This window comes from Myxococcales bacterium, from assembly GCA_016703425.1.
Lineage (GTDB): Bacteria > Myxococcota_A > Polyangia > Polyangiales > Polyangiaceae > JADJCA01.
In genome coordinates this window covers 1,404,988-1,429,878 of the sequence record JADJCA010000001.1, presented here as the reverse complement: position 1 = coordinate 1,429,878, position 24,891 = coordinate 1,404,988, and the positions used below count along the sequence as shown (strand labels likewise).

The following is a 24,891-nucleotide window of genomic DNA, read 5'->3' as shown; positions in this document are numbered from 1 at the left end:
CACCTTGAGTTGCCCGCACTGCCCTTGGTTGGCGCCACCCCTCCAGCAACCTACCGAGTTCGCGCTATCGCGGGGGCGGTCATCGGAGCGTCATCGGATGGCGCGGTGGGTCGACGCCGGGCAGCGAACAGCGACGCCATCCCCATTCAGTGGCAACGGTCGGATGCTGCCACCGACGGCTATGCCGATTTGCCGGAGGTAACGGGGCGAGTCTGGTTCGACACGACTGCGTCTACGACCGGACCGCAGTTCTTTCGTGCTCGCGCGGCCGCACCGTGGGCCGAGGGCGCCTCGGCTGGTATGCCCGCAATGCGCTTCGTTTACGCGAGTATCTCGGTAGGGTCTGGCTTCGGGTGCGGGGTGTTCGGCGGCGGCAAGGTTGCGTGCTGGGGACTCAACGTGAAGGGCCAAGCTCCAACGGCGATGACAACCGAGTCCTTCAAGGAGGTCTCAGCGGGCGGCGCACATGCGTGCGGTGTCCATACGGACGGCACCGTCACGTGTTGGGGTGACAACAGTGAGGGGCAAGCGCCGGCCGCGGTCTCGGGCTTGTTCGTCACGGTGTCCGCTGGCGATCGGCATACTTGCGGGGTGCGCGACGACGCGAAGGTCGTGTGTTGGGGAAGCAATCTGCACGGTCAAGCACCACCAGCCGCGACCGTCGACGGATTCAAGAGAGTCGCAGCTGGCCACACCCACACATGCGGTCTGCGGTCAGACGACCGGCTCCTTTGCTGGGGTTACAACGGCCTGGCCCAGGCCCCGAGTACGCCGAGCCTCGATACGTTCAAGAGTGTCTCAACGGGCAGTCATCACACATGCGGCATTCGCTCCGACGACACGATCGCGTGCTTTGGGTACAACGCCTTTGATGCCGCCTCGACACGCAATGGAGCCTACCTGGGCGTGGCGGTTGGGACGCTCCACACGTGCGGCTTGAGAACTGACGGTCGCGTGCTGTGCTGGGGCTTGAATCGGGATGGGGCAGCGCCGCCCGGCCCTTCGCGGGACACGTTCAAGAGCATCGCCGCTGCCGACGACGCCACCTGCGGGGTACGCACGGACGACAGCGTGCTTTGCTGGGGACTAAACGGGTTTCCGCCTGCCCCGCTCAATCGACCGATCGGCTCCGTCAAGAGCATCTCGGCCGGCGAGGACCACACGTGCGCCGTCCGGAGCGACAACAAGGTCGTCTGCTGGGGCCTTGACTCTGATGGTCGTGCGCCCGTTGGACCTTCGACGGCGGACTATCAGAGCCTCGGGGCAGGAGGACGACACTCCTGCGGCCTTGGCTTGGACGGAAGAGTGAGCTGTTGGGGCCGGAACGAGGAGGACCAGGCACCTCCAGGTCCCACGCTTGACCTCTTCAAGAGCCTGTCGACTGGTGGCCTCCACACATGCGGCGTGCGGTCCGACGACAAGGCGGTGTGCTGGGGCTACATTCAGTCATGGGTGCCGCCGCCGCCGAGCACGTTTCGGAGCCTGGCGGCCGGGGGCGCGTATTCGGTCGGCGCGCCGTTCTCGTGCGGACTTCGCACCGACTACAAGGTCGTGTGCTGGGGTGACGACTCGTTCGGCCAAGTGTCACAGGTTCCGGTCGCGTCGTTCAAGAGCATCGCAGCCGGCGGCCAGCGTGCGTGCGGGGTCCAAACGGACGGCAAGCTTGCATGCTGGGGCGACAACGGCATCGGACAGGTGCCCGACGCGCTCGCAAGCGATGAGTTCCAGAGCGTGGCGGTCGGCATAGAGGATTCGTGCGCCCTTCGCAGCGACGGCCGGGTCCTGTGCTGGTCCCGCGGCACGCCGCTAGCCGCACCGGTTGTTCCTTCGATCGACATCTTCAGAAGTGTGGTTGTGGGAGGCTCCCACGCCTGCGGGGTGCGCAGCGACGACAAGCTCGTGTGCTGGGGCAATAACAAATACGGACAAGCGCCGGCCCCGTGAGAAGCCGCGAGCACGGGCCGGCCGCCGCAGCCAAGGCGAAGCCGTTTCGCTCCATGCTCTCGAAGCGGGACTACGCGGAAGTTCGTCGACTCACCAGCGAGTTTCGCTCACGCCGCCCGCGAAGCGTCCTCGCGTGAGCGTTACGCGGCCGCGCGAGAACGGCGACGCGGCTTCCTGACCCTCGTGTCGTGTGCGAGCTCGATGCGGCAGCCCACCGCCGCTGCGACACGAAGGATTGTCGAAAGGGTCGGGTTGGGGCTCTTCGTCGTGAAGAGGCGGCGGATCACTTCCGGCCGAGTGTCGATGGCCGCGGCGAGCTGGGCTTTGGTGAGGCCTGCCTTCTCCCGCGCAGCATCGAGCGCGCGAACCATCTCGTCGATGGCATCGATCTCCGCCCGCGCCGCGGCGTAGCTCTTCGCGAACGACGCCGACGTCATCTGCCGGTCGATGAACTTGTCGAACCCAGTCTTGGTCTTGATGAGGCGCGGCATGAGCTTGGAGAGAGTAACTTATAAGTTACGTCGGTCAAGGCGGGCCGCGGCAAAGGAGGCAACCGCGAGCACAAGCACGACCGCGACTCCTGCTTCTTCGCCCGGCCACGCAACTTGTTCGGCGGCCCCGCCGAAGAGTCCTGCATGGTCTCCCGCGAGCACGTGGTGCTGCTCTCGCTAGGTTGCTCGCGTCGCTCGGATGCGCCCGGGCGCGATTCCGTACTCCGCGGGCGGTCGGAGGCCACGCACCGCCGACGTGGCGCTGCTTTGCGCGCGCCTACGGCAGAACCGCGGTGCCTGACTCTTCGCCAAAAACCAGCGCACCGCTGGACCTGGACTTGCGGTAACCGCAACTCGTGGTACGGTGCTTGTGCTGGCTGAGCCGGTCGCGCCGGATGCGGTCCGGCCCATCATCCGGGAGGCCCTCGCCACTGGGACGGTGTCCTTCTCAAGGCATGCTTGCGGTGAACTGGAGAAAGACCGGAAGACGACGGGCGACGCCATCAACGTCCTCCGCGGCGGTGTTGTCCGCGCCGGCGAGCGCGAGAACGGCTCCTGGCGCTATCGCGTCGAGACCGCGCGAATGGTGGTTGTCATCGCCGTACGGAGTGAGTCCTCGATCGTCGTCGTCACGGCATGGAAGGTGACGTCATGAAGTGCCTCAGTTGCGGAGCGAAGATGGTGACGACGACAGCGCCGCTCTTCCACTACACGGTGAGCGGTCTCTCGAACGTGTACCTCGCCAACGTGAAGCTTTCGCGCTGCCGAAAGTGCCACGAAGAGGAGGTTGCGATTCCTCGCATCGAGCAGCTGCACAAGGCACTCGCGACGATCATCGTGAAGCAGACGTCGCGACTCGCGGCAGAGGAGATCCGCTTCCTCCGAAAGACCATGGGCTTGTCGGGGGCGGACTTCGCTCGGCGCATCGACGTGACGGCGTCGCAAGTGTCGCGGTGGGAACGTGGGCACGAGACGATGAGCCACATGGCGGAGCGGCTCTTGCGGTTGATGGTCGTGACCGAGAGCCCGGTGCTCGACTACTCCACAGAGCTCTTCGAGCGGATCGCTGAAGACGTGCCCCGCTCAAGAAAGCGCGTCATCGCCAAGACGGACGGCGGCTGGCAGGCTCAGATCGCCGCGGCATAGGCCACCCGTCCAACAGCCTGTTGGAGCACTGCCCTGGGGCACAACCGGGTGCTCGTGACCAAGCTCAAGGACGGCGACGCGCGCCTTCAGCTCCGGCTTCGCCGCCGCGCGAGCGCGGCGTACACCGCGGACACCGAGAGCCCCAGGAGACGCGCGGCCTCGGGCACGTTCCCGCCCGTCTCGACGAGCGCGGCCGCGACCTTGTCGTCGCGCGCATCGAGCGCGCTCATGGGCGGCGGGACGGCGCTCGGCGCGGGCTGCGCGGGCGCGAGCTGCCGACGGCTCTTCCCATTGGGCCTCGACGAGCCCGCCGTGCTGATCGCGCGACGCGAGGGCAGCTTGGTCGATGGCGATGCCGAGCTCGCGGATGTTGCCCGGCCAACCGCGGAGCAGGCACGCGGCGACGAGGCGCCCTGAGGGCGTTTGGCCGTGCGCGCCGTGCTGCTTCACGAAGCGGTCGACGAAGAACGGAATCTCCTCGAGTCGCTCACGGAGCGGGGGCAGGCGCACTTGCCGTTGCACGAGGCGCATGAGGAGGTCACGTCGGAACTTCCCTTCGCGGACGAGCGCGTCGAGATCCGCGTGCGTCGCGCACACGAGGGCGACGTCGACGTCGCGCGCCTTGTGGGAGCCCACGGGCGTGACGCGGCGCTCTTCGAGGACGCGCAGGAGCTTCGATTGCACGTCGAGCGACAGCTCGGCGATCTCATCGAGGAAGAGTGTGCCGCCGTTCGCTTGCTCGAAGGCGCCGACCCGATCGCGCTCCGCGCCGGTGTACGCGCCGCGGACGGCGCCAAAGAGCTCCACCTCGGCGCGCTCGCGCTCGAGGCGCGCGCAGTTGATGGGCAACCAGGGGCCGTTCGCGCGCGGCCCGCGCTTGTGGAAGATGTCCGCCACGAGCTCCTTGCCGGTGCCCGTCTCGCCGTGCACGAAGAGCGAGCGTCCGTCGTAGGCGGCGGAGGCGGCGGCGGCCCACACGCGCGCCATGGCGGGGCCGAGGATCGCCTGCGAGGCGGGATCGACGAGATCGGTGTAGCCATCGAGGCGCCCGACATCGGGCTCGAAGACAAAGACGGTGCCGCCGACGCGCAGCACGGTGGGGCCGCTGCCTGATGCACTGCCTGATGCGCTGGCGGGCGCGCCGCCGGGCGCGAACGAGATCGTGGCGGAGTCGATGCGCTGCTCGTTGATGAAGGTGCCGTTGTTGCTGCCGACGTCGCGCACGTTCACGGTCTTGGCGGCGAAGTCGAACGTGAGCTGCGCGTGCCGCCGCGACACGGCGTTGTCGAAGGGAACGGCGAGGGTGCAGCGCGGATCGCGGCCGAGTTCGATGGGCTTTCCGGAGCCGACGCGGAGCGGACGACGGTGCGGGCCGAGGACGCCGAGCGCGTCGTCGGCGTCGCCGCTGGAGGCCGGGTGGCCGTCGTGGGCGCCGCTCGAGCTCTCGCGCGCGACGACGCGGCAATGCGGACGCCCGTCGCCGAAGAGGAGCACAAGGCCCGCCACGCGCCGCGCCGCTCCGAAGATCGGCGGCGGATCGTCAGCGGTCTCGTTGTCGTCGGCGGCGATCATGACGCGCGGGGATGAGGCGGGGATGAGGCGGGTGCTGGAAGAGCCCTCGCCGAACGAGGGTAGGCGAGCGTCGCGGGGGAGGGGAAGGGGGAGGGACAGGGAGTCAAAGTCTGAGTCTGAGTCTGAGTCTGAGTCTGAGCAGGAGGCAGGAAGCCAGAAGGGAAAGGCGCGGACGCGGATGGTGCACGGCACGAACAGGGGCGCGCAGCAGGTTCGCCCTTCTTGCGTCTGGCTCCGGCCTCAGCCTTCTCGCTCAGGCCCAGCCTCCTCTCGGCCTTTCCATCTTCTTCTTCGCGCCCCAGCGCGATTCCGTATGTCACCGACGCGGCGGAGGCGCAGCGCGCGCCCGAGCTTGCGGTGCTCTCGGTCTTGGCGCACGCCCACGAGGCCGACGCCGAGCCCATCGCGGCGCCCGCACTCAAGGCTGTGGCCACGTTGGCGAGCGACTTCGCGCTGCTATATTCCGAAGTAATTCAAGAAGCGCTGAGCCCCGCCGCGAAGGCTGCCTTGGAGAAGCTGATGGACATCCGGAACTACGAGTTCAAAAGCGAGTTTGCCAAGTTCGCCAAGAGGCACCGGGCGGAGGGGACGCGCCATGCGCTGCTCGCGATCCTCGACGCCCGCGGTCTCTCCGTTTCGGGCGCAGAGCAAGAGACCATCGCCGCGTGCACTGACGACGCGACGCTCACGCGCTGGATTCGCAAGGCGGCAACGGTGGCGACCGTCGCAGAGGTTTTCGCAGAAGGGTGACGGCTCCTGCCCCAGGCTTAGCCTCCGGTTGGCCGTTCCTCCGTCGTCGCGCAAGCGCGCAACTGCGTCGTGCCCGCGCTCAGGCGGTGCAGCCGCGCGTGCCCCGATCCTCGGCGTTCACGGCGGGATCGGAACCGCGATTCACGGCGGGAAACGACCGCGTCCCGTCCTGTCGCCGGCCGACGCCGTGAGTGTCGATCGGAGATCTCGCCGAGCGCGTCAACCGGCGCTGACGGATCGCGAAACAAGCACGGCTGCCCATGCTCGCGACGCGAGGCCGTGCGCACGCACGTCCTCGAAGAGGTTTGCGGCGGCAGCGTCGGACTCCTCGAGCTCGCGGGGGGCGGCCTGGACCTCGACCGCTTTGGGGACGCGTTCGTCGCGTTCCGCGCGGAGCTGTTCGAGACGTGCGTGCGTACGTTGGAACGACTTCGGGCGGACGGCGCCGTTCGACGCGTATCCCGGGCTCTCCTCTTCTTCGCGGTCAGCGACCCGACCCTCGCGCCGAGGACGAGATCCGGATGTTGAAGCGGCTCAACGGCGACTCGCCCTACGTCGCTCGGTACGTGCGGTGGGCCAAGAGCTGGGGAGAGATCTGAACGTCGTCTAAGGCTCTCTCCCCAATGGGGGCCTCGCGAGATCGTCTGCGCAGACTCAGCCTCTTCTCGCCGTCTACTTCGTCACTGCGCGACGCAACTTCTCCCGCGACGCTCAATAACATTCGGGTCCATGCACCGGAGTCCACTCGGTTTGCGTGTACCGAGACGCGCGCACCCGGAGGCGCGGCGTATCGATGTCGACGTCGAAGAGCGCCGTGCCAGCAAACGAATCTTGGGCGTCCACTCGCGCCCTTCGACGACGAACGAGACCGCGGGCTCAACCTCGCCGCTGAGGCTGCGGCAGGGAGCGCTCGCGTCAACCGTGGACGCGGCCGCCACGAGCCGCATCGACCGCCGCGGCCACGTGACGACGTCCCGACCAGCTCCCGTGCTGGAGCGACGCGCGCCGCGAAGAGCGCCGCGCTCAATTGCGCGGAAGGCGCCGGGCGCGTGAGCCGCGCCGACAAGGCTCGCGCTTCACGATCGCTTGCGGCGAGGCCGTCGCCGCCGTCGAGCTCGCCGCCCTCTGCGTCATCTACGAAGCAAGCTGGCGGGTGCGGCGCCCGCGACGAAGGGACATCCGCAAGTGCGAGTTTCAAAGCGATTTCGCCAAGAAACACCACGGACACCGCGTCGCGGATCTGCTCGCGATCCTCGACGCTCGCGGACTCGCTGTTGCCGCCGCGGAGCAAGGGACGATCGCGCAGTTCACATTTAGAATGCACTGCCACCAATTTGAGCTAGTACGCCGCCGTGTTCAAGGTTGGAACTAAGACTCTCGTCGCGTTTGCCTTGTTTTCGTCGACATTCTCGGCATGTGCGGCCACATCGCAGGGGCTTGGAAATGGCGACCCGCGTGACGGAGGTCCGTCCGTCGTTGCTGACGGAGGTGAGGCATCGGACGCCGTGCCGACGGACGCAGACCTAGCGCAGCTCGCAATAGTCGCCACATCGACGACCAACGCACCCACGCTTTCCGGCTTCGACAAGACAACCTGCGGAGTTCTCACAGACGGCTCGCTTGTTTGCTGGGGGAAAGGACCCGCCGTGACCCCTCCCAAGGGCACGTTCATGAGCGTGAGCGTTGGGCACGATGCCGGATGTGCCATCGGAACCAACCAGACGTTGACATGCTGGGGGGCCGATCCGGCCATCAACGCAGCGCCCGCCGGCACGTACACGATGGTAAAGCCTCGGCTACAATTTTGCGTGCGCGCTCCGCGCCGATCGAGCGGTCGTCTGCTGGGGCAGTGTTTCGGAAGTGTCCAGCGGTCCCTACGTTTCAGTTAGCGCCGGCAGCAGCGCGGCGTGCGCGGTGGGCGTGGACGGCGCGATTACCCATTTCGGGAGCAAGTTCAGCACAGGTGTTCCCCTGCCGCCCACTGGGACGTTCGCGTCGGCCGTCGTGGGCTCCGGGGTCGGATGCGGGAAGAAGAAGGATGAGACGCTCTTTTGCTGGGGGAGCTACCCCTCCCTCCCCGGCAGTGGGGTGAAGGACTTGCCCGGTGGGGCCTTCAGTGACGTTTCGATGCACGGTGGCACCCACGCGTGTGCGCGCCGCGGCGCTGGTTCGATCGCGTGTTGGGGGCTCGATCTGTCCGGCGAGACGCAAGCGCCGACGGGGGCTTTCGTGAACGTCGCAGCCGCTCATGGCTACACGTGCGGCACGCGAACGGACGGTACCGTAGCCTGCTGGGGCGACAACACGTACGGACAGGCTTTGCCGCCGCCAGCGTTGACGCTCGCTCACTGAATGACTCGCGCGTTGAGGGTAGCCCCGACACGAAGCGCATCCTTCTTCTTGCAGGCATCTTCCAGACGATTCCGTCGGCACGAGGTGCTCGTCTCGCCGTTGCAGACGCGTCCTCCGCTGGCGGCGGAGGTGTTGCGACTGGTCGCGCGCTGGAGGAATGGGGGGCTCGTCTGTGAGGAGCGACCACGACCTCGCCCGCGACCCGCGCCCGAGCGTCGTGTGGGGGGCGGTATTTCTACTGCCGGGGTGGGAGTTCCAAGTCCCGGATGACTCCATACGCGCGCGTAGTATGAACCGTCGGATGGGCCCCGTTTCGTTCGCTTCGTCGAGTCGTGACCGATCTCGACTCGCCTCGAAGGCTGCTGGTCGACAGCGAGGGGACGGTTGTGGAGACGACCCACGTACCCGGAGGGCTCGGTCCTGGAGGCCGCTCTGGCTTCTCGTCTGCCGCCGCCTTCTTGCTTAGCCCTCTTGCTCAGCCTCAGGCTTCCGCCTCAGCCTCCCGCCTGCCTTTCCTTCCTTTTCTGCTCTCTTCTTCGCCCGGCCACGCAACTTCTCCGGCGACCCAGCCGAAGAGTTCCGCATGGTCTCTCACGAAGGCAGTAGGTGCTGGGACAGCCCTGCCGCGAACTGCGCCACGAGTGCGCCGTGCTACCCTTCCAACGCGAGGTGGGGCCATGAGCTGGCGTGATCGAATCGTCTCCGACCCTGGTGTCCTCGGCGGTCAGGTCTGCATCAAGGGCACCCGGATCCCCGTCTCCGTCGTGCTCGACAACCTCGCTGCCGGGCTCTCCGAGGCGGAGATCACCGCGAGCTACCCCTCGCTCGTCGCGGATGACGTGCGCGCCGCCCTCCGGTACGCGGCGGAGCTCGCCCACGAGCAGCTCATCCCGCTTCGTGGAACGGGGACGTGATCGCGTTCAAGATCGACGAGAACCTGCCGGTCGAGATCCGCGAGCTCCTCCGACGCGCGGCTTCGACGCGCTGACGGTGGTGGATCAGACCGTCGAAGACATCCCGCCCTGACGCGCTCCAATCTTGCTCAGGCTTCAGGCTTAGCCTCAGGCTGCCGCTTTTCCTTCTTCGCTGGGCCACGCAACTTCTCCCTCAGCGCCGCCGAAGAATCCTGCATGGTCTCCCCGAGCACGAGGTGCTGCTCTCTCTCTCCGCTACGCCAGGGCCGCTTGCTGTCGTCGCGGCGCTTTGCAGTGAAGCTCGACGACCTCGCGGTCGCGCAGGCGAGCAGCCTTGACCGGGCGGATAACCATATGCATAATTCACTAAATAGTGATGGCGCTCCGACATGCCACGCTGGTTGCCAAGAGTCCTGACGCGCGTCCGAGAGCTCGCGACGGCGCGCAAGGTCCTCTTCACCTTGAAGGCCCGGCGCGAGCTGGTCGGGCTCGGGTTCGGCCTGGACGAAGAGGATGCGTGCGACGTCTTGGAGAAGCTCGCGGACGAAGACTCGGCTGGCCGGCTGGAGTCGGAGACGACCGGCGAGTGGATGTACCTCTTCAAGCCCTCGCTCGCCGGAGTGGTCGTCTACGTGAAGATCATGCTGCGGAACGACTGCATCGTGGTCTCGTTCCACGAGGACGAGGGTGTTGGTCATGAAGAAGAAGACGCCTAGCGCCAAGACCAAGACGTCTCCGCGCCGCGGTCGCGTCCTGGCCAACGATGCCTGCCCGGCGTGCGGGACGCCGATGGTGGAGAAGCGGGGCACGCTGCGGCTGCCCGTCAACGGCGACGAGATCGCGGTCCCATCCGCGGCTCACCTGAGCTGCCCGAAATGCGGGGAGGTCATGCTGCGCTTCCAGGACGCGAAGCGGCTCGGCGAAGATGCGATCGCGCGCTACCGCAAGAAGCACGGCCTGCTCTCGGCCGACGCGATCCGCGCGATCCGAGAGCACTTCAACCTCACGCAGGCCGACCTGGCGCGTCTGCTCCGGCTGGGCGCGAACACCGTGTCCCGCTGGGAGTCCGGCAGAAACGTGCAGACGGCGGCGATGGACATCTTGCTCCGCCTGATTCGCGACTTGCCGGGCAGCATCGACTACCTCCGCGAACACGCGGCGTGAGCTGCTCGCGACTCGACGGGACCCGCGATTCCACGAATTGTGGACTGTCTACATGGCAGCTTTGCTCGAGCGGTCGCCTCGCGCCCGATGTCAATCTTCAATGCCGGTACCGGATACGAGGGACCGACTTGGACGTGGACGTGCTCTCGCCGCAGGGCATGAACATCGGCGGCGGCAACTCACACCCGCCAGAGATCCTCCAGCCGAATCTCCATCGCCTCAAAAGGCTCCACGCGCACGACCGCTTCGTCGGACCACGCGCCCAGACGCTCCCAGCGAAGGTCTCGCAGCCGGTACGCCTCGAGCGTCCGCGGTCGCGGCGCCACGAGCCAAAGGTAGGCGAGCCCCTCGCGTGCGTAGAGGTTCATCTTGTCGCCGCGATCGAAGGCCTCCGTCGCGGGCGAGAGGACTTCGCATGCCCAATCCGGCGCAAGCGTGAAGTAAGGCTCGTCGGGCACGTCGCTCATTCGTTCGCGCCGCCACCCCGTCACGTCAGGCACGACGATGTCGGGCTGGGCGCCAAGGTGAAGCTCAGGCTCGAAGAGAATGATCCATCCACCGGGGCCGCCGCGACCGCGATGGAAGGCGCCGTGCAAGTCCGACCCCAAGGAGCTTGCTGCGACGGCATGCCGTGGACCGGGGCGCGGGCTCGTGTGGAGCACGCCGCCGACGACCTCAGCGACCACGCGCTCGGGCGCGGTCAGGACGTCGGCGTACGTAGCCCGGCGAGTTGCGGCGCTCGACATGCTCGTACTCTAGCACCCGACGCGACACCTGAGCGTCCGCTGCCTAGACGGAATAGCGACGCCCTTTCGCGCCACGCTCAGGCTCATGGCCAAGCCGGAAACCGAGCCATCCCTTCATCGTTTCGACAGAGATCTGATCTTCTCGGTCTTCCCAGGTCGCTTCGACATAGCGCTTCGATATGACGCCACCGCGGTAGCAACGCGCTTGCGGCAATGGCGGTCGAGGTCGTCAGGGATCGTTGAAGACGTGCTTGATCTCTTCCGCCTGGGCCGCCTCCCCGAGCCAGCGCACGAGGGTCGCGTCATCGGTGCAGCTTGTGATGCGAGCCTTCTCTGCAGCCGAAAGCTCGAGGTTCCGCGCGTCGAGGACGGTCAGGATGTCTTCGATGCGCGCCTCGCGTCGGCCGGCGGCGTGTCCCGCCGCGCGGTGCTCGTCGGCGAACTCTTCGAGAAGGGCGCCGGGAAATCCGTAGTTGTTTTGCGCCATGAGCGCCTCGAGCGCCGTCCGGCTGGCCTCCGTGATGGCGGCCAAGATCGCTTCCGAGACCGGGACGCGACAGAAGAGGTCTGCCACGCTGGCAGCGGTGACGGCCCTCCGCACCCAATGCGTGAGCTCTGCTTCATCGGTGCACGCAGCGATGTGCGCGCGCTCTTCGGGCGTGGGCGTTAGGCCACGCTCGTTGAGGATGGCGAGCAACACGGCGGCTTGGCCCTTTTGGAGCCCTTCACGCATGCCCTCTTGGCGCCCGACATGCAGTCCCTCCTTCCGCCCTTTCTCGCGGCCTTGGGCCAGGTGCTTCTTGGCGAAGTCACTTCTGAAGACGTACCCCTCGATCATGAGTCCCTCCGGCAAGCGGCCTAACGCTCGACGCGTTGGATTGGTTGGCTGGATTGGTTAGTTGGATTGGTCAGCTGGATTGGTTAGCGGTCGTTGCTCAAGGCTTCAGGGAACTCGCCGTCGTCCAAGACCGCCTGCCGCAGCCAGCGCACGAGCGTCGCGTCATCGGTGCAGCTTGCGATGCGAGCTCTGTCCGCAGCCGAAACCTGGAGGGCTTGTGCCTCGAGGACGGACACGATGTCTTCGATGCGCGCCTCGCGTCGGCCGGCGGCGCGTCCCGCGGCGCGGTGCTGGTCGGCCTGCTCGTCTAGACGAGCGCCCGGAAAGCCGTGCTTGTTCTGCGCCATGAGCGCCTTGAGCGTCGTGCGAGTGGCCTCGGCGACGGCGGCCAGGATGGCTTCCGAGACGTCCACGCGGCAGAAGAGGTCTGCCACGCTGGGAGCGGTGACGGCCCTCCGCACCCAACGCGCGAGCAGCGTTTCATCGGTGCAGGCAGCGATGTGCGCGCGCTCTTCGGGCGTGGGCGTGAGGCCACGCTCGGCAAGGAGGGCGAGCAACGCGGCGGCTTGGCCCTTCTGGAGCCCTTCATGCAGGCCCTGTTGGCGCCCAGCTTCGAGTCCGTCCTTCCGCCCCTCCTTGTGGCCGTGGGCCACATACTTGTTGGCCAAGTCCTTGTAGACGTACCCCAAGCTCATGAGTCCTCCGGCATGGCGACCTGTTCGCGCGGCGGAAGATAGCTCGCCCGTGCGCCCACGCCAGTCGGCGCGGGGGCGAACCGATGGCGGTCACGCCGGCACGTCCAGAAGCTCTGCGCGGCCATCCAACCTTGTTGTGCCCAGAATGGCTTCGCCGATGACTTCAAGACGTGTGAGCAAGGCGCCGCGGCCGTCCAGGCAGAGCTCGACAAGGAGCGCACCGAGCACCCCGAGTACGTCTACGACGCGCAGAAGGCGGGCAACTGCATCGCCAAGATGGCGGCCGCCGTCAGCACGTGTGCGCCCAGCAAGTCCACGTTCGATGAGGATGACGATCCGGATTGCGAGGGCATCCTTCGAGCCAACAAGACCCCCGGCCAGTCCTGCAAGTCGTCGAGCGATTGCGCGCTGGGCGCGTATCGGTCCACGTGTTTCCGCCAGGAGACCGGCCCAAGCGACGAAGGCGTGTGCATCGCGCTCAAGGCCCCGACCGAGGGCGACTCGTGCATCACCAGTGGCGTGGTGCCGAAGGCCGACACCACGTACGCATCGTGCGGCGTCGACCCCACGCTCCAGTGCGACCCCGAGACCAAAGCGTGCAAGAAGCTCGTGGTCAAAGCACTCGGCGACGCCTGCATCGGGTCGGGCCTCGAGTGTGGCTCGAGCGCCTATTGCGACTCCGCTACCAAGAAATGCACGGCCCGGCTCAAGGCCGGCGCTTCTTGCGATCCCGCGGCGACGACGGCGTGCGAGACCCGCTGCGACTCCGACACCAAGACGTGCCTGACCAAACGAGATCCGCAAGAAGGCCTGCGCGGGTTCCCTCGGCTGACGCCCTCGCTTCGGCCGACGTCTGCAGCCCGAAGCGAGCTTCTCCGATGCTGTCGGAATCCAGTGTCGATTTGAGCCTTGCAGGGGAACTCGGGTCCCGTTTGAGACGCTCCTCCGCGTGCGTGACGGCGGATGTCAGGCTTTACTCGCCGGCAGATGTTCCCGCGCACATCTCAATGGTCCGTCATCGCCGCTGCCAGTCTCGCGGCGGCCTGCTCCGCCGACCCGCGCGATGAGGCCCGCACCGGCGCCACGGCAAGCGCGCTCGAGAGCACCCTCACCTGCGGGCACGGGACGGAGCCGGCGTATTCGGATGGCGCGCCGCTCGGCGACGTGGAGCTCATGCTCATCGACGACGAGCCCGTCACGAAGACCACTGGCTACGCCTTCCTCGCCCTTCAGAAGCGAGCCGCGGCTCGGGGCATCGACGTGCACATCGAAAGCGGCTTTCGCACGATGCGCGAGCAAGAGTACCTCTGGCGCTGCTACCAGACGGGGCGCTGCAACGGCGGCAACCTCGCGGCGCGCCCGGGCTACTCGAACCATCAGAGCGGCACGGCTCTCGACTTCGCGACGGCCCAGCGATCGCAGCTCGCTCGCCTCATCGCCGAGGAAGGCTTGCCTTGGCAGCGCACGGTGCCCAGCGAGCCGTGGCACTACGAATACGTGGGCGGACCGCTCGCCGGCCCCTGCGACTGAACCGCTCGACCGGCGCGAGCCGGTCCGCTCCCGCGCACGGACACCGTCGGGGGAGCCGTGGGGCCTGCCTCGTTCCCTGCCTCGTTCCCGGAGGCTCTCGACGTCGAGCCGATGGGGCGCGCTCAGCGCCTACGGGCCTTCGACCAGCACTCGCCGATGGGGCCCCAGTTCATGCTGACGCCCCGCTCGATCTGATCACAGGAGAGCGCCTCGATGCAGGTCCCGTAGCTCCGCGCCTCGCTGGCCTCAGGGAGCTCCTTCACGCAGGCCGCGATGCACGCGTCGCGATCTTCGCGCGCGGCCGTGCACTCGCGGAAGCGATCGCACGCGGCTGCGCAGCCGACGCCGGCGGCGGGAACGTTGGTCGAGCGGCTCGAGCCCGCGAGGCTCGAGGGCGTTGGATCGTCGACTCGACCTCCGCACCCCGCTGGCCACGCCGAAGCCAAGAAGAGACCCGCGAACGTCAGCCAGCGCATGAGAGACGCCTATTACGGCGAGGGCACGGCCGCAACAGCGGGCGTCGACGGGCATCGGGCTTTGGCGCCGGTTCCTCCTGCGAACCGCTCCGCTCTTCGAGCGTCAGCCCGCATCGCATTTCAATGCGCTGAAGTCACGAGCAGCGAGTCGCTCACGCTCGATGAACACCATGAGCTTGTTGCCGTCTTGCCAGCACCACTCGAGTGCGTCGTGCGAATGGAGAGTCAGCAGCGACACCCATTCGGGCCCCGGCGTCGGGTCGTAGCCCAGACTGTAGTGGGAGGGGTAACCCAGCAGGTGGTCGGTGTGCCTGCAGCGCGGCGGGCGAAGGGCGTCCGTAAAGCGCGTCGGGATCGTCGATTGCGGCGTCCAAGACCCCGAAGTCGAAGGGCAGATCTTCGTAGAGCGCAGTCAGGCTCGGGAGATTGGCGATGACGCGATCGAAGTCTTGCTGATTCATGGCGGTCGTCCGAGAGCATACTTCGGGTGCGCGCGCGTCGCGGTCGCGGTCGCGGTGTGGACTTGCTGCTGATGGTCGTTGAGGGAATCGACCACGACCACGACCACGACCGCGACCGCGACCGCGACCAGGACCAGGACTGCGGCCGTCGGCTTAGGTCGAGGCCTCGCAAGGGAGGCCTCGACTACCAAGCACCCTACCTCGCGAGCGCGATGAGCATCCCCCGCAGCCGATGCGCCGCCGCAAGGACCTCCCTCGCGCGCCCCTCTGCGATGGCCCCCAACGCGAGCGCGAGGTCGATGGCCGCCACAACCTCGCAGAGGCTGTTGCGCGCGATCGTGAAGTAGCGGCGGCGCATGCCCGGCGCGTCGTTGGGCAAACCTTCGCTGAGCTGAAGGAAGGTGCTCACGCTCGCGCGCTCGGCCTGATCCCGCAGCTCGCGATGCGAAATCTTCGCACCGTGCACGGCCATCGCCATCGCCTTCGCGACCGCATAGGCATCAAGTTTCTGAAATGGGAATTGTTCCGTCATGTTCGGTCACCTCCTCAAATCCCGGCCGCAGGCCGGGGAGGTGACCGAACATGACGGAGCGAGTCCCTTCGAAGCGTTGCCTGTTGGGCGAAGAAGCTCCTTCCTCTGCAAGCGCAAAGTGCCGCCCTTAGGCGGCACGCGCTTGCGAGTGAGTCCTCACCGTGAGTGCGCAGGTCGGCAGGGTCGAGGTCGCGGTTCGAGGTTCGCGGTCGCGGTCGAGGTCGTGGTCGCGGTCGCGGTCGTGGTCGTGGTCGTGGTCGTGGTCGTGGTCGAGGTCGCTGGTCGCTGGTCGCGGTCGCTCTCACGCCTCTACCCGCGCCCCCCTCCATCCCCCTCAACCTCCAACCCCCCCCAAAACTCCTCAAGCTCCTTCGGAAACGGCGCGTCAATCACGAGCGCCTCCCGCGTCATCGGATGCGCCAGCTCCAAGCGCGCCGCGTGCAGCGCGTGCCGCGGGATCTCCAGCACCACCAGATCATCCGCCGTCAGCTCTCCATCCGCCCCCCGCGTGAAGAGGTGCTCATCCGGCCCGTAAAGCTTGTCCCCCACCACAGGCGCCCCCAGCGCTTGCAAGTGAACGCGTATCTGGTGCTGCCTTCCCGTCTCCAGATCGCAATCCACGCGCGCGTACCGCGCATCCCCCCGCGACGCCGTGGCCACGATGGCAAACCGCGTCGCCGCCTCCAGCGCGGCGCTCGTCTTGCCGAGGCACATCTTCACGCCGATGGGATTGTCTGGATCGAGCTCGAGGCTCTGCTCGAAGCGGAAGGCCGTTCGTCCAAGCCCCGCCGGATCCGTCGGCACGCCCCACGTGATGGCCTTGTAGCGCTTCTCGATGCCCACGCGCGCTTCGAGGTCGCGCTTGAGCGCGCGGTCGCACTCGCGCGTCTTCGACACGAGCATGACGCCGCTCGTCTCGCGGTCGAGTCGATGGCCTAGGGAGAGGAACTGCCCCGGCCGCTCCCCCTCCAAGATCTTGATGAGCGTGTTCTTGTGGTAGCGCGCCGTCGGGTGCACCGGCAGCCCCGCCGGCTTGTCGATCGCCAGCAGGTGGTCATCCTCGTAAAGCACCGGCACGTCCGTGGGCACCGGCGTCTCGTCCCAGGCGGCGCGCCACAAGAAGACCTTCTGCTCCGACGACAGCCGCTGCCCCGGGCGCATGCGGCGCCCCGCCTCGTCGAAGGCGCTCAGGCGAATGATGCTTTGTGCACGCGTTCGCGTGGTTCGGCGGAGCTCGCTTTGAAGGAAGACGTCGAGCCGTTGGCCCGCCTGCTCGGGGGGGACGCGGAAGACCGAGACGACGGCGCCCTCCAGGACCTCGGCGGGGCGCGGCAAGACCGCGCCTTTCGGTGGCTTCACTCGACTCAAGGGCGCCTGCCGCTCATTTGGATGGTTTTCCATGGTAGAAGGGGCGCCGCCAATGGAAATCCTCATCGCGACCACTGAGCTTGCTCCGTTCGTCAAAGTTGGCGGCCTCGCCGACGTTGGCGGTGCCCTGGCGAAGGCCCTTAAAGGACTCGGCCACTCGGTCACCCTCGTCCTGCCGCGCTTCGCTGGCTTCGAGGCCGGCGGCCTCTTGCTCGCGCGGCGCCTCACGCCCCTCAAGTTCGAGCTCGGCAGCCGCGCCTTCGAAGCCACGCTCTTCGACGGTCGCCTCGCCTCGCAGGTCGACCTCGTGCTCGTCGACCTGCCGGGCTTCTTCGATCGGCCCGCCGTCTACGGCGAGCGCGGCGAGGACTACCCCGACAACGCCCTCCGCTTCGCGGCCTTCTCGCGCGCCGTCGCCGAGCTCGTTCGCACGCGGCAGCAGGCCGGCGCGAAGGTCGACGTGGTGCACATGCACGATTGGCCGACGGCGCTCGTCGCGACCTACCTCAAGGCCCTCCCGGCGACCGACAAGCCGCTGCCGAAGACCGTTCTCACGATCCACAACGTGGCGCACCAAGGCGTCTTCCCCAAGGCGGTCTTCGCCGATCTCGGCCTCCCCGAGAGCGCGTTCACCATCGAGGGCGCCGAGTTCTACGGCAAGGTCAACATCCTGAAGCAGGGCATCGTGTCGGCCGACGCGGTGACGACCGTCAGCATGACGTACGCGCGCGAGATCCAAACGCCGGAAGGTGGCCACGGACTCGACGGCGTCTTGCGCGCCCGCGGCGCGAAGCTCGTCGGCATCGTCAATGGCGTCGACTACGCGGCGTGGAACCCCGCCACCGACCCGTCCATCGCGGCGCGTTACGACGCGCTCGACATCGCGCCCCGCGAGCGTTGCCGCGGCGCCCTCCGGCAGGCGTTGGGCTTCTCCATTGGCGAGGCCGTGCCGGTCGTCGGATTCGTTGGTCGTCTCGTCCACCAGAAGGGCATCGACACGCTGCTGGCGGCGATTCCGCGCTTGCTCGTCGCCACCGACGCGGCCTTCGTCATGGTCGGCGAAGGCGACGACGCGCAAGTGGCGCGCATCGAGGCCGAGGTCAAAAAGTCTCACGGGCGCGTCGTCTTCGTGCGCGCAGCCAGCGAGAGCCTGGTCCATTCCATCTTCGCCGGCGCCGATCTCATCTGCGTGCCGAGCCACCATGAGCCCTGCGGTCTCGTGCAGCTCTACGCGCAACGCTACGGCGCGCTCCCGGTGGTGCGAGCGACCGGTGGTCTCGTCGACACCGTCGTCGATTGCGACGCCAAGCTCGAGACGGGCACCGGCTTCGTCTTCGCGGAGGAGTCGCCCAATGACCTCGTCGCGGCCATCGAGCGCGCGCTCGCCGCGCGACACCTGCGGTCATGGGACGCGCTGATGCGACGCGTGATGCGCCTCGATCGCGGTTGGGATCGCCCCGCGCGGCAATACGAGCAGGTCTTCCGCGCCGTCTGACGCGCGGTAACGGCGTCGGAGCGCGGCCTACGCGAGCCGTATCGCCGCCGCGAGCCACGAGACCCGCAGCGCCGTCCGCGCCGCGGCCACCGCCTGGTGCGCCAGGAAGAGCACCACGAAGGCGCCCCCCGCGCGTCCGCCGAGACGCGTTGCGAGCTCGGAGGCCACGAAAACGAGACCGAGGCTCAGGGAGGCGCGCCACGCAAACGCGAGCGTGATGCGCGGTCTCTTAAGCACCGCGAGGTGCGCGCGAAGGAACCCAACGATCGGCGTCGCGCCGGCGTTCAGGAGCGCGATCGCCGACGCGTCGCGCGCCGCTTCGAAGTAGGGGATGAGGCAAAGGGCCGGCAGCGCCGCGAGGACGCCTGCGCGCTCCGCGAAGGGAAGGCCGCGGCCCTCGAAGGCCGTGGACGCGACGCCGTAGGCGATGCCCGCAAGGACGAGCGCGAGCACCTCTAAGATCAGCGTGGCGAAGCTCTGCGCCAAGAGGGGGATCGCGTGCGGAGTCGCTTGCGCGATGCCAGCGCGCCTTCGTGCGGCCGGTGAGCCCTCTCTCGAGAGCACCACGACGGCAGCGCCCGAACAAAGAGCGTGGAGCGCGAAGACGAGCGGAAAGACAACGACGACGTGCGCCGTGAGTGCGGGCGCGTACGAGGGCAAGTCCCGCGCGACGAAATCAACGAGCGCTTCGGCCCCCGGCTCGAAGAGGACGGCGTCGCCCTTCGGGTGCGCGCCATAGACGGCGCGAATGACGCTCGTCAAAGGCCAAACGATGACGAGCGAGGTGGCGGCGCGCAGGAGCCACAACGAGCCGATGAGGCCCGCGTGTTTGCGCGCGCGGACGGCGTGAGGCGGCTTCAGGGCGAGCTCGGTCACGGCGTGACCAACGAGGTGAAGGTCTGAGCCCAAAAGAGGAGTCGCTCAAAGGAGAGCGCCGCCGAGGCGCGCTTGCCGTCCGGCGCCAGCGCGAAGTTGTTCCGTGGGTTTCGGTCGAGGAGCACGCGTCGCTCCGGGTCCATCGAGACCATGCGCACGGGGCGCGCGTTCTTGAACCAGAAACGCTTCGTGTCGGTCTGGGCGTCCCAGCGCACGCGCTCCGTGGCGCCCCCTTCGAAGATGACGTCGATGTCGATGGGGAAGGTGAGCGTGCCCTTCTTCGCCACGAGGACCGTGCTGTCGAATCCGTCCGTTTGGTTGCCGCCGGAGACCGTCTCGCGCTTCCCGTTGCGATCGAACATGCCGAGCGGTGCGGCCGAACGTCGCGTCGCGACGTCGAGGACTTGGTAGTCGACCCATCCCTTTTCGGCGAGCGCGGTGCGGATGGACTTGGCTCCGTCCGCGCCGAACGCTCGCTCCACGGCGGCGAAGAGATCGTCGGGCCGCGGGTGCCGGAAGCGCGCCGTTTGGGCGTAGTCGCGGAAGAAGCGCCGCATCGTCTCGTCGCCGTAGACGCGACGGAACGTCTCGAGCACCGCCGCCGTTCGCACGTAGACGAGGCGCCCGTAGAAGCGCGACGTGACGAACTCTGGCGCCGCGATGGCGACCGGCTGCACGAGCGAGCCATCGTCGGAGAAGGACGCCGTGATGGCGGCTCCGTTGATTTCCAAGCCGAGGGCGGAGAACGAGGAGCCGGCGCCGAAGAAGGCGCCCATGGCCTCGTGCTCCGCGTACGAGTTCAGGCCCTCGTCGAGGAACGGGTAGAGGTTCTCGTTGGAGGCGAAGAGGCCGTAAAAATATTGGTGGCCGAACTCGTGTACGGTGACGGCCTCGGTGGCGCGGAGCGCCTCCGGCAGCCAAAACGGCCCGCCCGCTGTGATGAGCGTCGGGTACTCCATGCCGCCCGCCTCCCCGGCTCCCCACGGCGGGTGCACGATCGTGAGCACGCGGTAGGGGTACGGCCCGTAGCGCTCCGCGAAATGCGGGAGCGTCTTGCGCATCACGTCGACCTCGCGCGTGGCCACGGCCTCGTAGCCCGGCGGAAAGAGGGCGCGCACAGCGACGCCGCCGATGTTCTCCTCGCGCACGACGAACCTGTCCCACGCGGTCCAGGCGAAGTCGTGCACGTCCGCTTGAGCGTGCTTGACGATGCGGCGGCCGCCTTCCGTTCGCTCCTCGACCTTCGGCCCTGTCGCCCCGACGACGAAAGCCTCGGGCACGTCGAGGGTCACTTCGTAGGAGCCGAAGTCGGCGTAAAACTCGCTCAGGCGATGGAAGGGAAAGTGAGCCCAGGTGCCGTCGGCTTCGAGCCGCGCGATCTTGGGAAACCACTGCCCGGCGAAGTGGAAGCTCCCGTGGTAGCCCGTTCGCTCGACGACGCTCGGGAGCTTGTCCTCCCACTCCATGTCGAGCGTGATGGTCTCGCCGGGGAGCACGGCGCGCGGCAACGGGACCTTGGCGTCGGTCTCGTCCTCGTCGCCGTCGCGCTTCGTCTCGGCCTTCGGCCAGAGATCCACGTTGCCTTCGCGCAAGACGAGCTTCTTCACGTCGATGGCGCCCCAATCGGTGACGGCGTTGCCGCCGCGACCGGGCCCCAGCGGCTCCCGCAAAAAGACGCTGCGCTGGTTCTTGAAGGCGTTGAGGTACAGGTGGAAGTAGAGTTCGCTCACGCTGCGAGCGCTCGTGTTCGTCCAGGTGAGCGAGCCGGCGCCCTTGATGGTGTGCGCCGCAGGGTCGAGGCGAGCCGTGAGCTTGTAGTCGACGATGCTTCGGGGGCGATCGAGCGGCGCACCGGCCGTCGGCGTCGTGGTGGGGGCGGCCTCTGTCGGGACCGCCGTCGTAACCGGTGGCGTCCCCCGATCGCTCGTGGCCCGAACCGGCTCTCCGGAGCAAGCCAAGAGAAGGCAGAGTGCCGCGCGACGCATCGGCACGTTCTATCGCAAATCGTGGCGACACAGGACCGTTCATGCGCTCCTCGGAAGCGCCCTCGCCAATCGCCCGTGCCCATCGAGCTCAGCGAAACAGCGCCAGTTGCGGCCCGCGGGCGAGGGGGCGCTCGAAGGTCGCTCTCGGCGGAGGCAGCTCTTCGTAGCCGAGCCGTTTGGCGGTGGTGTCGAAGAGCGCCGCCACGCTCTCGGCGTAGGGCCCTTCGCCTTGGCCGCGACGGCCAAAGGTCGAGTCGTTCATGCGGCCGCCGCGCACCTCCTTGATGCGAGCGATGACGCGCTCGGCTTGCGCCGGAAGCTCCCTCCGCAATCGCTCGAGGAAGACGTCCTTGGCGGAGCCCGGCAGGCGCAACATGACGCGCCCCGCGAAGCGCGCGCCGGCTGCTCGCGCCGCCTCGAGGATCCTCGGCGCGTCGTCGTCCGTCAGACCTGGGATGATCGGCGCCACAAGAACCCCCACCGGCACCTTCGCCGCGGCCAAGCGTTCGATGGTGCGGAAGCGCCGCTCGGCGGGAGGAACGCCGGGCTCGAGCGCCTTGCCAACGGCGCGCTCGAGGATCGGGATGCTCATGGCGACGCGCACGTCGATGCGCTCCGCCGCCGCCGCGAGCAAATCGATGTCGCGTTCGATGAGCGGCGACTTGGTGACGATGAGAAACGGGTTTTGGTACTCCACACACACCTCGATGAGGGCGCGCGTCAGTTGATACTTGGCCTCGAGCGGCTGGTAGCAATCGGTGACGCCGCTCATCGCCACGGGCTCGCCACGCCACGTCGGTTTGTGAAACGCCTCGCGCAAGAGCTCGGCCGCATGCGGCTTGACGAGGAGCTTGCGGTCGAAGTCGGTGCCGGCGCCGAAGCTCAGGTACTCGTGGGTCGGGCGGGCGTAGCAGTACGCGCAGGCGTGCATGCACCCGCGATACGGATTCACGCTGAACGAGAACGGGACGTCGGGGCTGTCGTTCTTCGAGAGGATCTGGCGCGAGTGGTCCTCGTAGACGTCGAGGCTCTGGGTGGGCGCCTCGCCGTCTTCGTAGTGGAGCTCGGAGGCCAGAAAACGAGAGGGCGGGTTGAGGACGGGCAGCGCTCGCATGGCCCAACGATACCTGATCGCATGTGCAGGTACGAACTAACGGGAGCTAAATTCACGAGCCACGGTTGACTTCAATGCGAGTCGCATATATGTATGATGTATCGAAGATGCGGTTCCGCACTGGTGGCGGGGCCTCCTCTCGGTAGAGGATCCGATCATGTCGCCCAGCGTGCTCGAAACCGACGGTTACAAGTTCAGCATGGCGGAAGCCGGCTGGCCGCTCCGCCAAGAGACGTTCTACTACGCACACCGGCGCTGCCCTGGGCCGAACGGCGCGTCCGTCGTTCCCTTCGATCTCGAGTCGTTCCTTCGCGACCTCATGCCCACGAGCGACACCGGTGACTTTGCCTACCTGGCGGCGCAGGACTACGAGGTCGGCGGCGGCTTCAAGGCCGCGGTCGCCGAACCGCTCGGCAAGGTCGCCGTGACCGCCTTGCCAAAGGGCACGTGGTTTCTCCCCCGCGAGCCGGTCTTCTCAGTGACGGGCCCCTCGGCGCTCGTGTCGTGGCTCGAGCCGCTCGCACTGCAGCTCAGCTACGCCATTCAGGTGGCGACGCTCGCGGTCACCGAGCCCGACTTGCTCGCGCGCGAGATCTCGACGGTCACCTGCGACGCGCAGCGAGAGCTCATCCTCCGCACGCTACGCGGCCACGTGCCAGCGCCAGCACATGCTCGCCCTCGAGGCCCTGAAGTCGGTTGGCATCACGCGGACCAGCCACGTCTTTGGCGCGCGCGTCCTGGGCCTCGTGCCCGTCGGCACCATGGGCCACGAACACGTTCAACGTTTCGGCAATGACGAGGCCGCCTTTCGCGCCATGCGCGACCGAAGGCCCGGTCGCTCGAGCTACCTCCTCGACACCTTCGATACGGTGCGTTCGGGCATTCCCTCCGCGCTGCGCCTCATGGCCGAGGAAAACGCCCGTGGCGATTCGATTCGCTACGACTCCGGCGACAAGGAGGCGCAATACAAGTTCGCCATCGCCCGCGCCAAGGAGCTCGGTCTTCGTCCGGTCCAGATCCTCGAAGACTCCTTCGACGCGCCCCTCACGAAGCGCTTCGAAGACCTTCGCCGCGAAGTGGGCTGGCAATCGCACGAGCAGTTCTACGGCTACGGCGGCTACTTGGTCGCAAAGACCAGCGGCACCTCGCTCACGCGCGATCGCGTCGCGGCGGTGTACAAACTCAGCCAATCGGCGCGCACGCCGACCATGAAGTTCGGAGACGAAGCGGCAGACCCTCGCGGGGGCTCCGGCAAAGAGAGCGTGCCCGGTCGGCCCGTCGTGTTCCGTCGCTTGCCGGGACAGCCTGACGGAGCGCCGCTTGGACTGATCGGGCAAGCCGGCGAAGCGCCGCCTCCCGGCTATGAGCTCCTAAGCGGAGGGGCGCCGCACGTTTCGCGTCTGCCGCCATCGCCACCGCCACCGCCACCAGGCGCAAATCAGCACGCGGTGGCGTTGTCGCCAGCGACGGAGTTGCTCGTGGCTCCACTTCGCAAGGCGCGCGCTGAGCTGCTCTCCGCGCTCTAGAGAGAATCGTCACACACGTTGGATGAATGACGCGGCGTCGCTGAGCGACGCGAGCGCGAAGGAGTTTTCATGGCCGAAGCGATCGAAATTCAGGGAGGCAGCGTCGTCGGCCAGGCGCACGTGGCCTCCGGCAAGAGCAACCAGGACGCCTTCGCCTGGGCGCGCTCCACCGAGGACGGTCACCTCGTCGCCGTCGTCGCGGACGGTTGCGGCAGCGCGCGCCACAGCGGTGTGGGCGCCCAGCTTGGGGCGCGCCTCCTCGTCCAGTTCGCACTCGACGCGCTCCGCGAAGGGCTCGCCGAGGAAGTCGCGCTGATGGTGGCGCACGAACGGCTCGTGGTCGAGCTGCGTCGCCTCGCCGAGGCCATGAGCGGCGCGCCGATGGCCACGACGGAGTTCGCGCGCGTCGTGCTCGAGCACTTCTTGTTCACCGTCGTTGGCGTCGTGGTCGACGGGCGCGCGGGCCTCGTGACGCCGTTCTCGCTTGGCGACGGGCTCCTCGTGCTCAACGGGGAGCCCCACGTGCTGGGGCCTTTCGCCAACAACGAGCCGCCCTACCTCGGCTACGAACTCGTGGACGGCAATCGACGACCGTTTCGCCGTCATGCGTCCCTTCGCACCGACGCGTTTCGGTCGATGCTCCTCGGCACCGATGGCGTCGTCGACCTGATGAACGCGGAGCACGTCGCCACGGATGCCTCGTCCCATCGCGTCGGGCACGTCGGGCCGCTTCGTCAGTTTTGGGAGGAGGAGCGCTACTTCAAGAACCCCGACATGGTCCGTCGACGTCTCGCCGTCGTTTCGAGACTGAAGGGGCCCCGCGGCTCCCTCTTGGCCGACGACACGACGCTCGTCGTGCTTCGGCGTGGCGGGGCGCTTGCCGCCGAAGAAGCGGGAGGCTTGTCGTGGTAGCGCA

Annotated in this window: 24 protein-coding genes and 2 pseudogenes; 14 read left to right on the top strand and 12 right to left on the bottom strand. The window is 67.6% G+C overall.

Going from position 1 to position 24,891, the window contains the following annotated elements; all coding sequences use genetic code 11:
* Positions 1–399: 399 nt before the first annotated feature.
* Positions 400–1,944, top strand: coding sequence for a hypothetical protein (locus tag IPG50_06190; protein MBK6691781.1), 1,545 nt, complete (start codon positions 400–402; stop codon positions 1,942–1,944).
* Positions 1,945–2,084: 140 nt separating this feature from the next.
* Here IPG50_06190 and IPG50_06185 read toward each other — a convergent pair whose 3' ends face one another.
* Positions 2,085–2,381, bottom strand: a complete 297-nt coding sequence (locus IPG50_06185) for a helix-turn-helix transcriptional regulator (protein ID MBK6691780.1) — start codon at positions 2,379–2,381, stop codon at positions 2,085–2,087.
* A 418-nt stretch (positions 2,382–2,799) separates the two neighbouring features.
* Here IPG50_06185 and IPG50_06180 point away from each other — a divergent pair, with 418 nt between their 5' ends.
* Together IPG50_06180 and IPG50_06175 are read left to right on the top strand one after the other, a co-directional pair.
* A complete protein-coding gene (locus tag IPG50_06180) occupies positions 2,800–3,090 on the top strand; it encodes a hypothetical protein (GenBank protein MBK6691779.1) in 291 nt (96 codons plus the stop codon).
* Entirely contained in the window at positions 3,087–3,581 is a 495-nt protein-coding gene (locus IPG50_06175; GenBank protein MBK6691778.1) for a helix-turn-helix domain-containing protein, read from the top strand. The genes IPG50_06180 and IPG50_06175 overlap by 4 nt, the downstream gene beginning before the upstream one ends.
* On the opposite strand, the gene IPG50_06170 is transcribed toward IPG50_06175, so the two are convergent.
* Positions 3,519–5,153 (bottom strand): sigma 54-interacting transcriptional regulator, encoded by a 1,635-nt coding sequence (locus tag IPG50_06170; GenBank protein MBK6691777.1) that lies wholly within the window; start codon positions 5,151–5,153, stop codon positions 3,519–3,521. The two genes, IPG50_06175 and IPG50_06170, sit on opposite strands and share 63 nt — an antisense overlap.
* A gap of 222 nt (positions 5,154–5,375) precedes the next feature.
* On the opposite strand from IPG50_06170, the gene IPG50_06165 reads away from it, so the two are divergent.
* From IPG50_06165 to IPG50_06140, 6 genes and pseudogenes are all read left to right on the top strand, one after another.
* Positions 5,376–5,903, top strand: coding sequence for a hypothetical protein (locus IPG50_06165; protein ID MBK6691776.1), 528 nt, complete (start codon positions 5,376–5,378; stop codon positions 5,901–5,903).
* A gap of 1,794 nt (positions 5,904–7,697) precedes the next feature.
* Positions 7,698–7,754 (top strand): annotated as a pseudogene (locus IPG50_06160) (hypothetical protein).
* A 69-nt stretch (positions 7,755–7,823) separates the two neighbouring features.
* Entirely contained in the window at positions 7,824–8,255 is a 432-nt protein-coding gene (locus IPG50_06155) for a hypothetical protein (protein ID MBK6691775.1), read from the top strand.
* A 677-nt stretch (positions 8,256–8,932) separates the two neighbouring features.
* Positions 8,933–9,169, top strand: a complete 237-nt coding sequence (locus IPG50_06150) for a DUF433 domain-containing protein (GenBank protein ID MBK6691774.1) — start codon at positions 8,933–8,935, stop codon at positions 9,167–9,169.
* A 389-nt stretch (positions 9,170–9,558) separates the two neighbouring features.
* Positions 9,559–9,885: a type II toxin-antitoxin system MqsR family toxin gene (locus tag IPG50_06145; protein MBK6691773.1), complete on the top strand. Its 327-nt coding sequence runs from the start codon at positions 9,559–9,561 to the stop codon at positions 9,883–9,885.
* Positions 9,866–10,333 carry a type II toxin-antitoxin system MqsA family antitoxin gene (locus IPG50_06140; GenBank protein MBK6691772.1) on the top strand — a complete coding sequence of 156 codons (468 nt, stop codon included), beginning with the start codon at positions 9,866–9,868 and terminating at the stop codon, positions 10,331–10,333. The genes IPG50_06145 and IPG50_06140 overlap by 20 nt, the downstream gene beginning before the upstream one ends.
* 179 nt (positions 10,334–10,512) lie before the next feature.
* On the opposite strand, the gene IPG50_06135 is transcribed toward IPG50_06140, so the two are convergent.
* The 3 genes from IPG50_06135 to IPG50_06125 form a co-directional block, all read right to left on the bottom strand.
* Positions 10,513–11,079 (bottom strand): Uma2 family endonuclease, encoded by a 567-nt coding sequence (locus IPG50_06135; protein ID MBK6691771.1) that lies wholly within the window; start codon positions 11,077–11,079, stop codon positions 10,513–10,515.
* Between the two features lie 229 nt (positions 11,080–11,308).
* Positions 11,309–11,917, bottom strand: a complete 609-nt coding sequence (locus tag IPG50_06130) for a hypothetical protein (GenBank protein ID MBK6691770.1) — start codon at positions 11,915–11,917, stop codon at positions 11,309–11,311.
* A gap of 83 nt (positions 11,918–12,000) precedes the next feature.
* Positions 12,001–12,612: a Yae1 family protein gene (locus IPG50_06125; GenBank protein MBK6691769.1), complete on the bottom strand. Its 612-nt coding sequence runs from the start codon at positions 12,610–12,612 to the stop codon at positions 12,001–12,003.
* Between the two features lie 276 nt (positions 12,613–12,888).
* Here IPG50_06125 and IPG50_06120 point away from each other — a divergent pair, with 276 nt between their 5' ends.
* A complete protein-coding gene (locus IPG50_06120; GenBank protein MBK6691768.1) occupies positions 12,889–13,518 on the top strand; it encodes a hypothetical protein in 630 nt (209 codons plus the stop codon).
* 81 nt (positions 13,519–13,599) lie between these two features.
* Entirely contained in the window at positions 13,600–14,142 is a 543-nt protein-coding gene (locus IPG50_06115) for a D-alanyl-D-alanine carboxypeptidase family protein (protein MBK6691767.1), read from the top strand.
* Between the two features lie 122 nt (positions 14,143–14,264).
* Here the strand turns inward: IPG50_06115 and IPG50_06110 are convergent, their stop codons facing one another.
* From IPG50_06110 to IPG50_06095, 4 genes are all read right to left on the bottom strand, one after another.
* The gene (locus tag IPG50_06110; GenBank protein ID MBK6691766.1) at positions 14,265–14,618 is read right to left on the bottom strand and encodes a hypothetical protein; all 354 of its coding nucleotides are present in this window, start codon (positions 14,616–14,618) and stop codon (positions 14,265–14,267) included.
* Positions 14,619–14,721: 103 nt separating this feature from the next.
* Positions 14,722–15,030, bottom strand: a complete 309-nt coding sequence (locus tag IPG50_06105) for a DUF1963 domain-containing protein (protein MBK6691765.1) — start codon at positions 15,028–15,030, stop codon at positions 14,722–14,724.
* Between the two features lie 245 nt (positions 15,031–15,275).
* A complete protein-coding gene (locus IPG50_06100) occupies positions 15,276–15,611 on the bottom strand; it encodes a four helix bundle protein (GenBank protein MBK6691764.1) in 336 nt (111 codons plus the stop codon).
* Positions 15,612–15,920: 309 nt separating this feature from the next.
* A complete protein-coding gene (locus IPG50_06095; GenBank protein ID MBK6691763.1) occupies positions 15,921–17,012 on the bottom strand; it encodes an RluA family pseudouridine synthase in 1,092 nt (363 codons plus the stop codon).
* 19 nt (positions 17,013–17,031) lie between these two features.
* On the opposite strand from IPG50_06095, the gene glgA reads away from it, so the two are divergent.
* Positions 17,032–18,474 (top strand): glycogen synthase GlgA, encoded by a 1,443-nt coding sequence (gene glgA / locus IPG50_06090; GenBank protein ID MBK6691762.1) that lies wholly within the window; start codon positions 17,032–17,034, stop codon positions 18,472–18,474.
* Between the two features lie 27 nt (positions 18,475–18,501).
* Here the strand turns inward: glgA and IPG50_06085 are convergent, their stop codons facing one another.
* The 3 genes from IPG50_06085 to IPG50_06075 all read right to left on the bottom strand — a co-directional run bounded on the left by IPG50_06085 (position 18,502) and on the right by IPG50_06075 (position 22,449).
* Positions 18,502–19,350: a hypothetical protein gene (locus IPG50_06085; protein ID MBK6691761.1), complete on the bottom strand. Its 849-nt coding sequence runs from the start codon at positions 19,348–19,350 to the stop codon at positions 18,502–18,504.
* The gene (locus tag IPG50_06080; protein MBK6691760.1) at positions 19,347–21,335 is read right to left on the bottom strand and encodes a M1 family metallopeptidase; all 1,989 of its coding nucleotides are present in this window, start codon (positions 21,333–21,335) and stop codon (positions 19,347–19,349) included. The genes IPG50_06085 and IPG50_06080 overlap by 4 nt, the downstream gene beginning before the upstream one ends.
* 88 nt (positions 21,336–21,423) lie before the next feature.
* Positions 21,424–22,449 carry a PA0069 family radical SAM protein gene (locus IPG50_06075; GenBank protein MBK6691759.1) on the bottom strand — a complete coding sequence of 342 codons (1,026 nt, stop codon included), beginning with the start codon at positions 22,447–22,449 and terminating at the stop codon, positions 21,424–21,426.
* Positions 22,450–22,606: 157 nt separating this feature from the next.
* Between IPG50_06075 and IPG50_06070 the strand changes: the two are divergent.
* Positions 22,607–23,975, top strand: a pseudogene (locus IPG50_06070) (nicotinate phosphoribosyltransferase).
* 69 nt (positions 23,976–24,044) lie between these two features.
* Positions 24,045–24,887, top strand: coding sequence for a protein phosphatase 2C domain-containing protein (locus IPG50_06065; GenBank protein ID MBK6691758.1), 843 nt, complete (start codon positions 24,045–24,047; stop codon positions 24,885–24,887).
* Positions 24,888–24,891: the final 4 nt, after the last annotated feature.

Bases quoted from the DNA above. Each gene is read 5' to 3' on its own strand.
- IPG50_06170 (MBK6691777.1), bottom strand. From the start codon at position 5,153: ATGATCGCCGCCGACGACAACGAGACCGCTGACGATCCGCCGCCGATC.
- IPG50_06100 (MBK6691764.1), bottom strand. From the start codon at position 15,611: ATGACGGAACAATTCCCATTTCAGAAACTTGATGCCTATGCGGTCGCG.
- IPG50_06065 (MBK6691758.1), top strand. From the start codon at position 24,045: ATGGCCGAAGCGATCGAAATTCAGGGAGGCAGCGTCGTCGGCCAGGCG.
- IPG50_06140 (MBK6691772.1), top strand. From the start codon at position 9,866: ATGAAGAAGAAGACGCCTAGCGCCAAGACCAAGACGTCTCCGCGCCGC.
- IPG50_06125 (MBK6691769.1), bottom strand. From the start codon at position 12,612: ATGAGCTTGGGGTACGTCTACAAGGACTTGGCCAACAAGTATGTGGCC.
- IPG50_06150 (MBK6691774.1), top strand. From the start codon at position 8,933: ATGAGCTGGCGTGATCGAATCGTCTCCGACCCTGGTGTCCTCGGCGGT.
- IPG50_06080 (MBK6691760.1), bottom strand. From the start codon at position 21,335: ATGCGTCGCGCGGCACTCTGCCTTCTCTTGGCTTGCTCCGGAGAGCCG.
- IPG50_06120 (MBK6691768.1), top strand. From the start codon at position 12,889: ATGGCGGCCGCCGTCAGCACGTGTGCGCCCAGCAAGTCCACGTTCGAT.
- IPG50_06110 (MBK6691766.1), bottom strand. From the start codon at position 14,618: ATGCGCTGGCTGACGTTCGCGGGTCTCTTCTTGGCTTCGGCGTGGCCA.
- glgA (MBK6691762.1), top strand. From the start codon at position 17,032: ATGGAAATCCTCATCGCGACCACTGAGCTTGCTCCGTTCGTCAAAGTT.
- IPG50_06115 (MBK6691767.1), top strand. From the start codon at position 13,600: ATGTTCCCGCGCACATCTCAATGGTCCGTCATCGCCGCTGCCAGTCTC.
- IPG50_06095 (MBK6691763.1), bottom strand. From the start codon at position 17,012: ATGGAAAACCATCCAAATGAGCGGCAGGCGCCCTTGAGTCGAGTGAAG.
- IPG50_06145 (MBK6691773.1), top strand. From the start codon at position 9,559: ATGCCACGCTGGTTGCCAAGAGTCCTGACGCGCGTCCGAGAGCTCGCG.
- IPG50_06135 (MBK6691771.1), bottom strand. From the start codon at position 11,079: ATGTCGAGCGCCGCAACTCGCCGGGCTACGTACGCCGACGTCCTGACC.
- IPG50_06175 (MBK6691778.1), top strand. From the start codon at position 3,087: ATGAAGTGCCTCAGTTGCGGAGCGAAGATGGTGACGACGACAGCGCCG.
- IPG50_06130 (MBK6691770.1), bottom strand. From the start codon at position 11,917: ATGATCGAGGGGTACGTCTTCAGAAGTGACTTCGCCAAGAAGCACCTG.
- IPG50_06075 (MBK6691759.1), bottom strand. From the start codon at position 22,449: ATGCGAGCGCTGCCCGTCCTCAACCCGCCCTCTCGTTTTCTGGCCTCC.
- IPG50_06185 (MBK6691780.1), bottom strand. From the start codon at position 2,381: ATGACGTCGGCGTCGTTCGCGAAGAGCTACGCCGCGGCGCGGGCGGAG.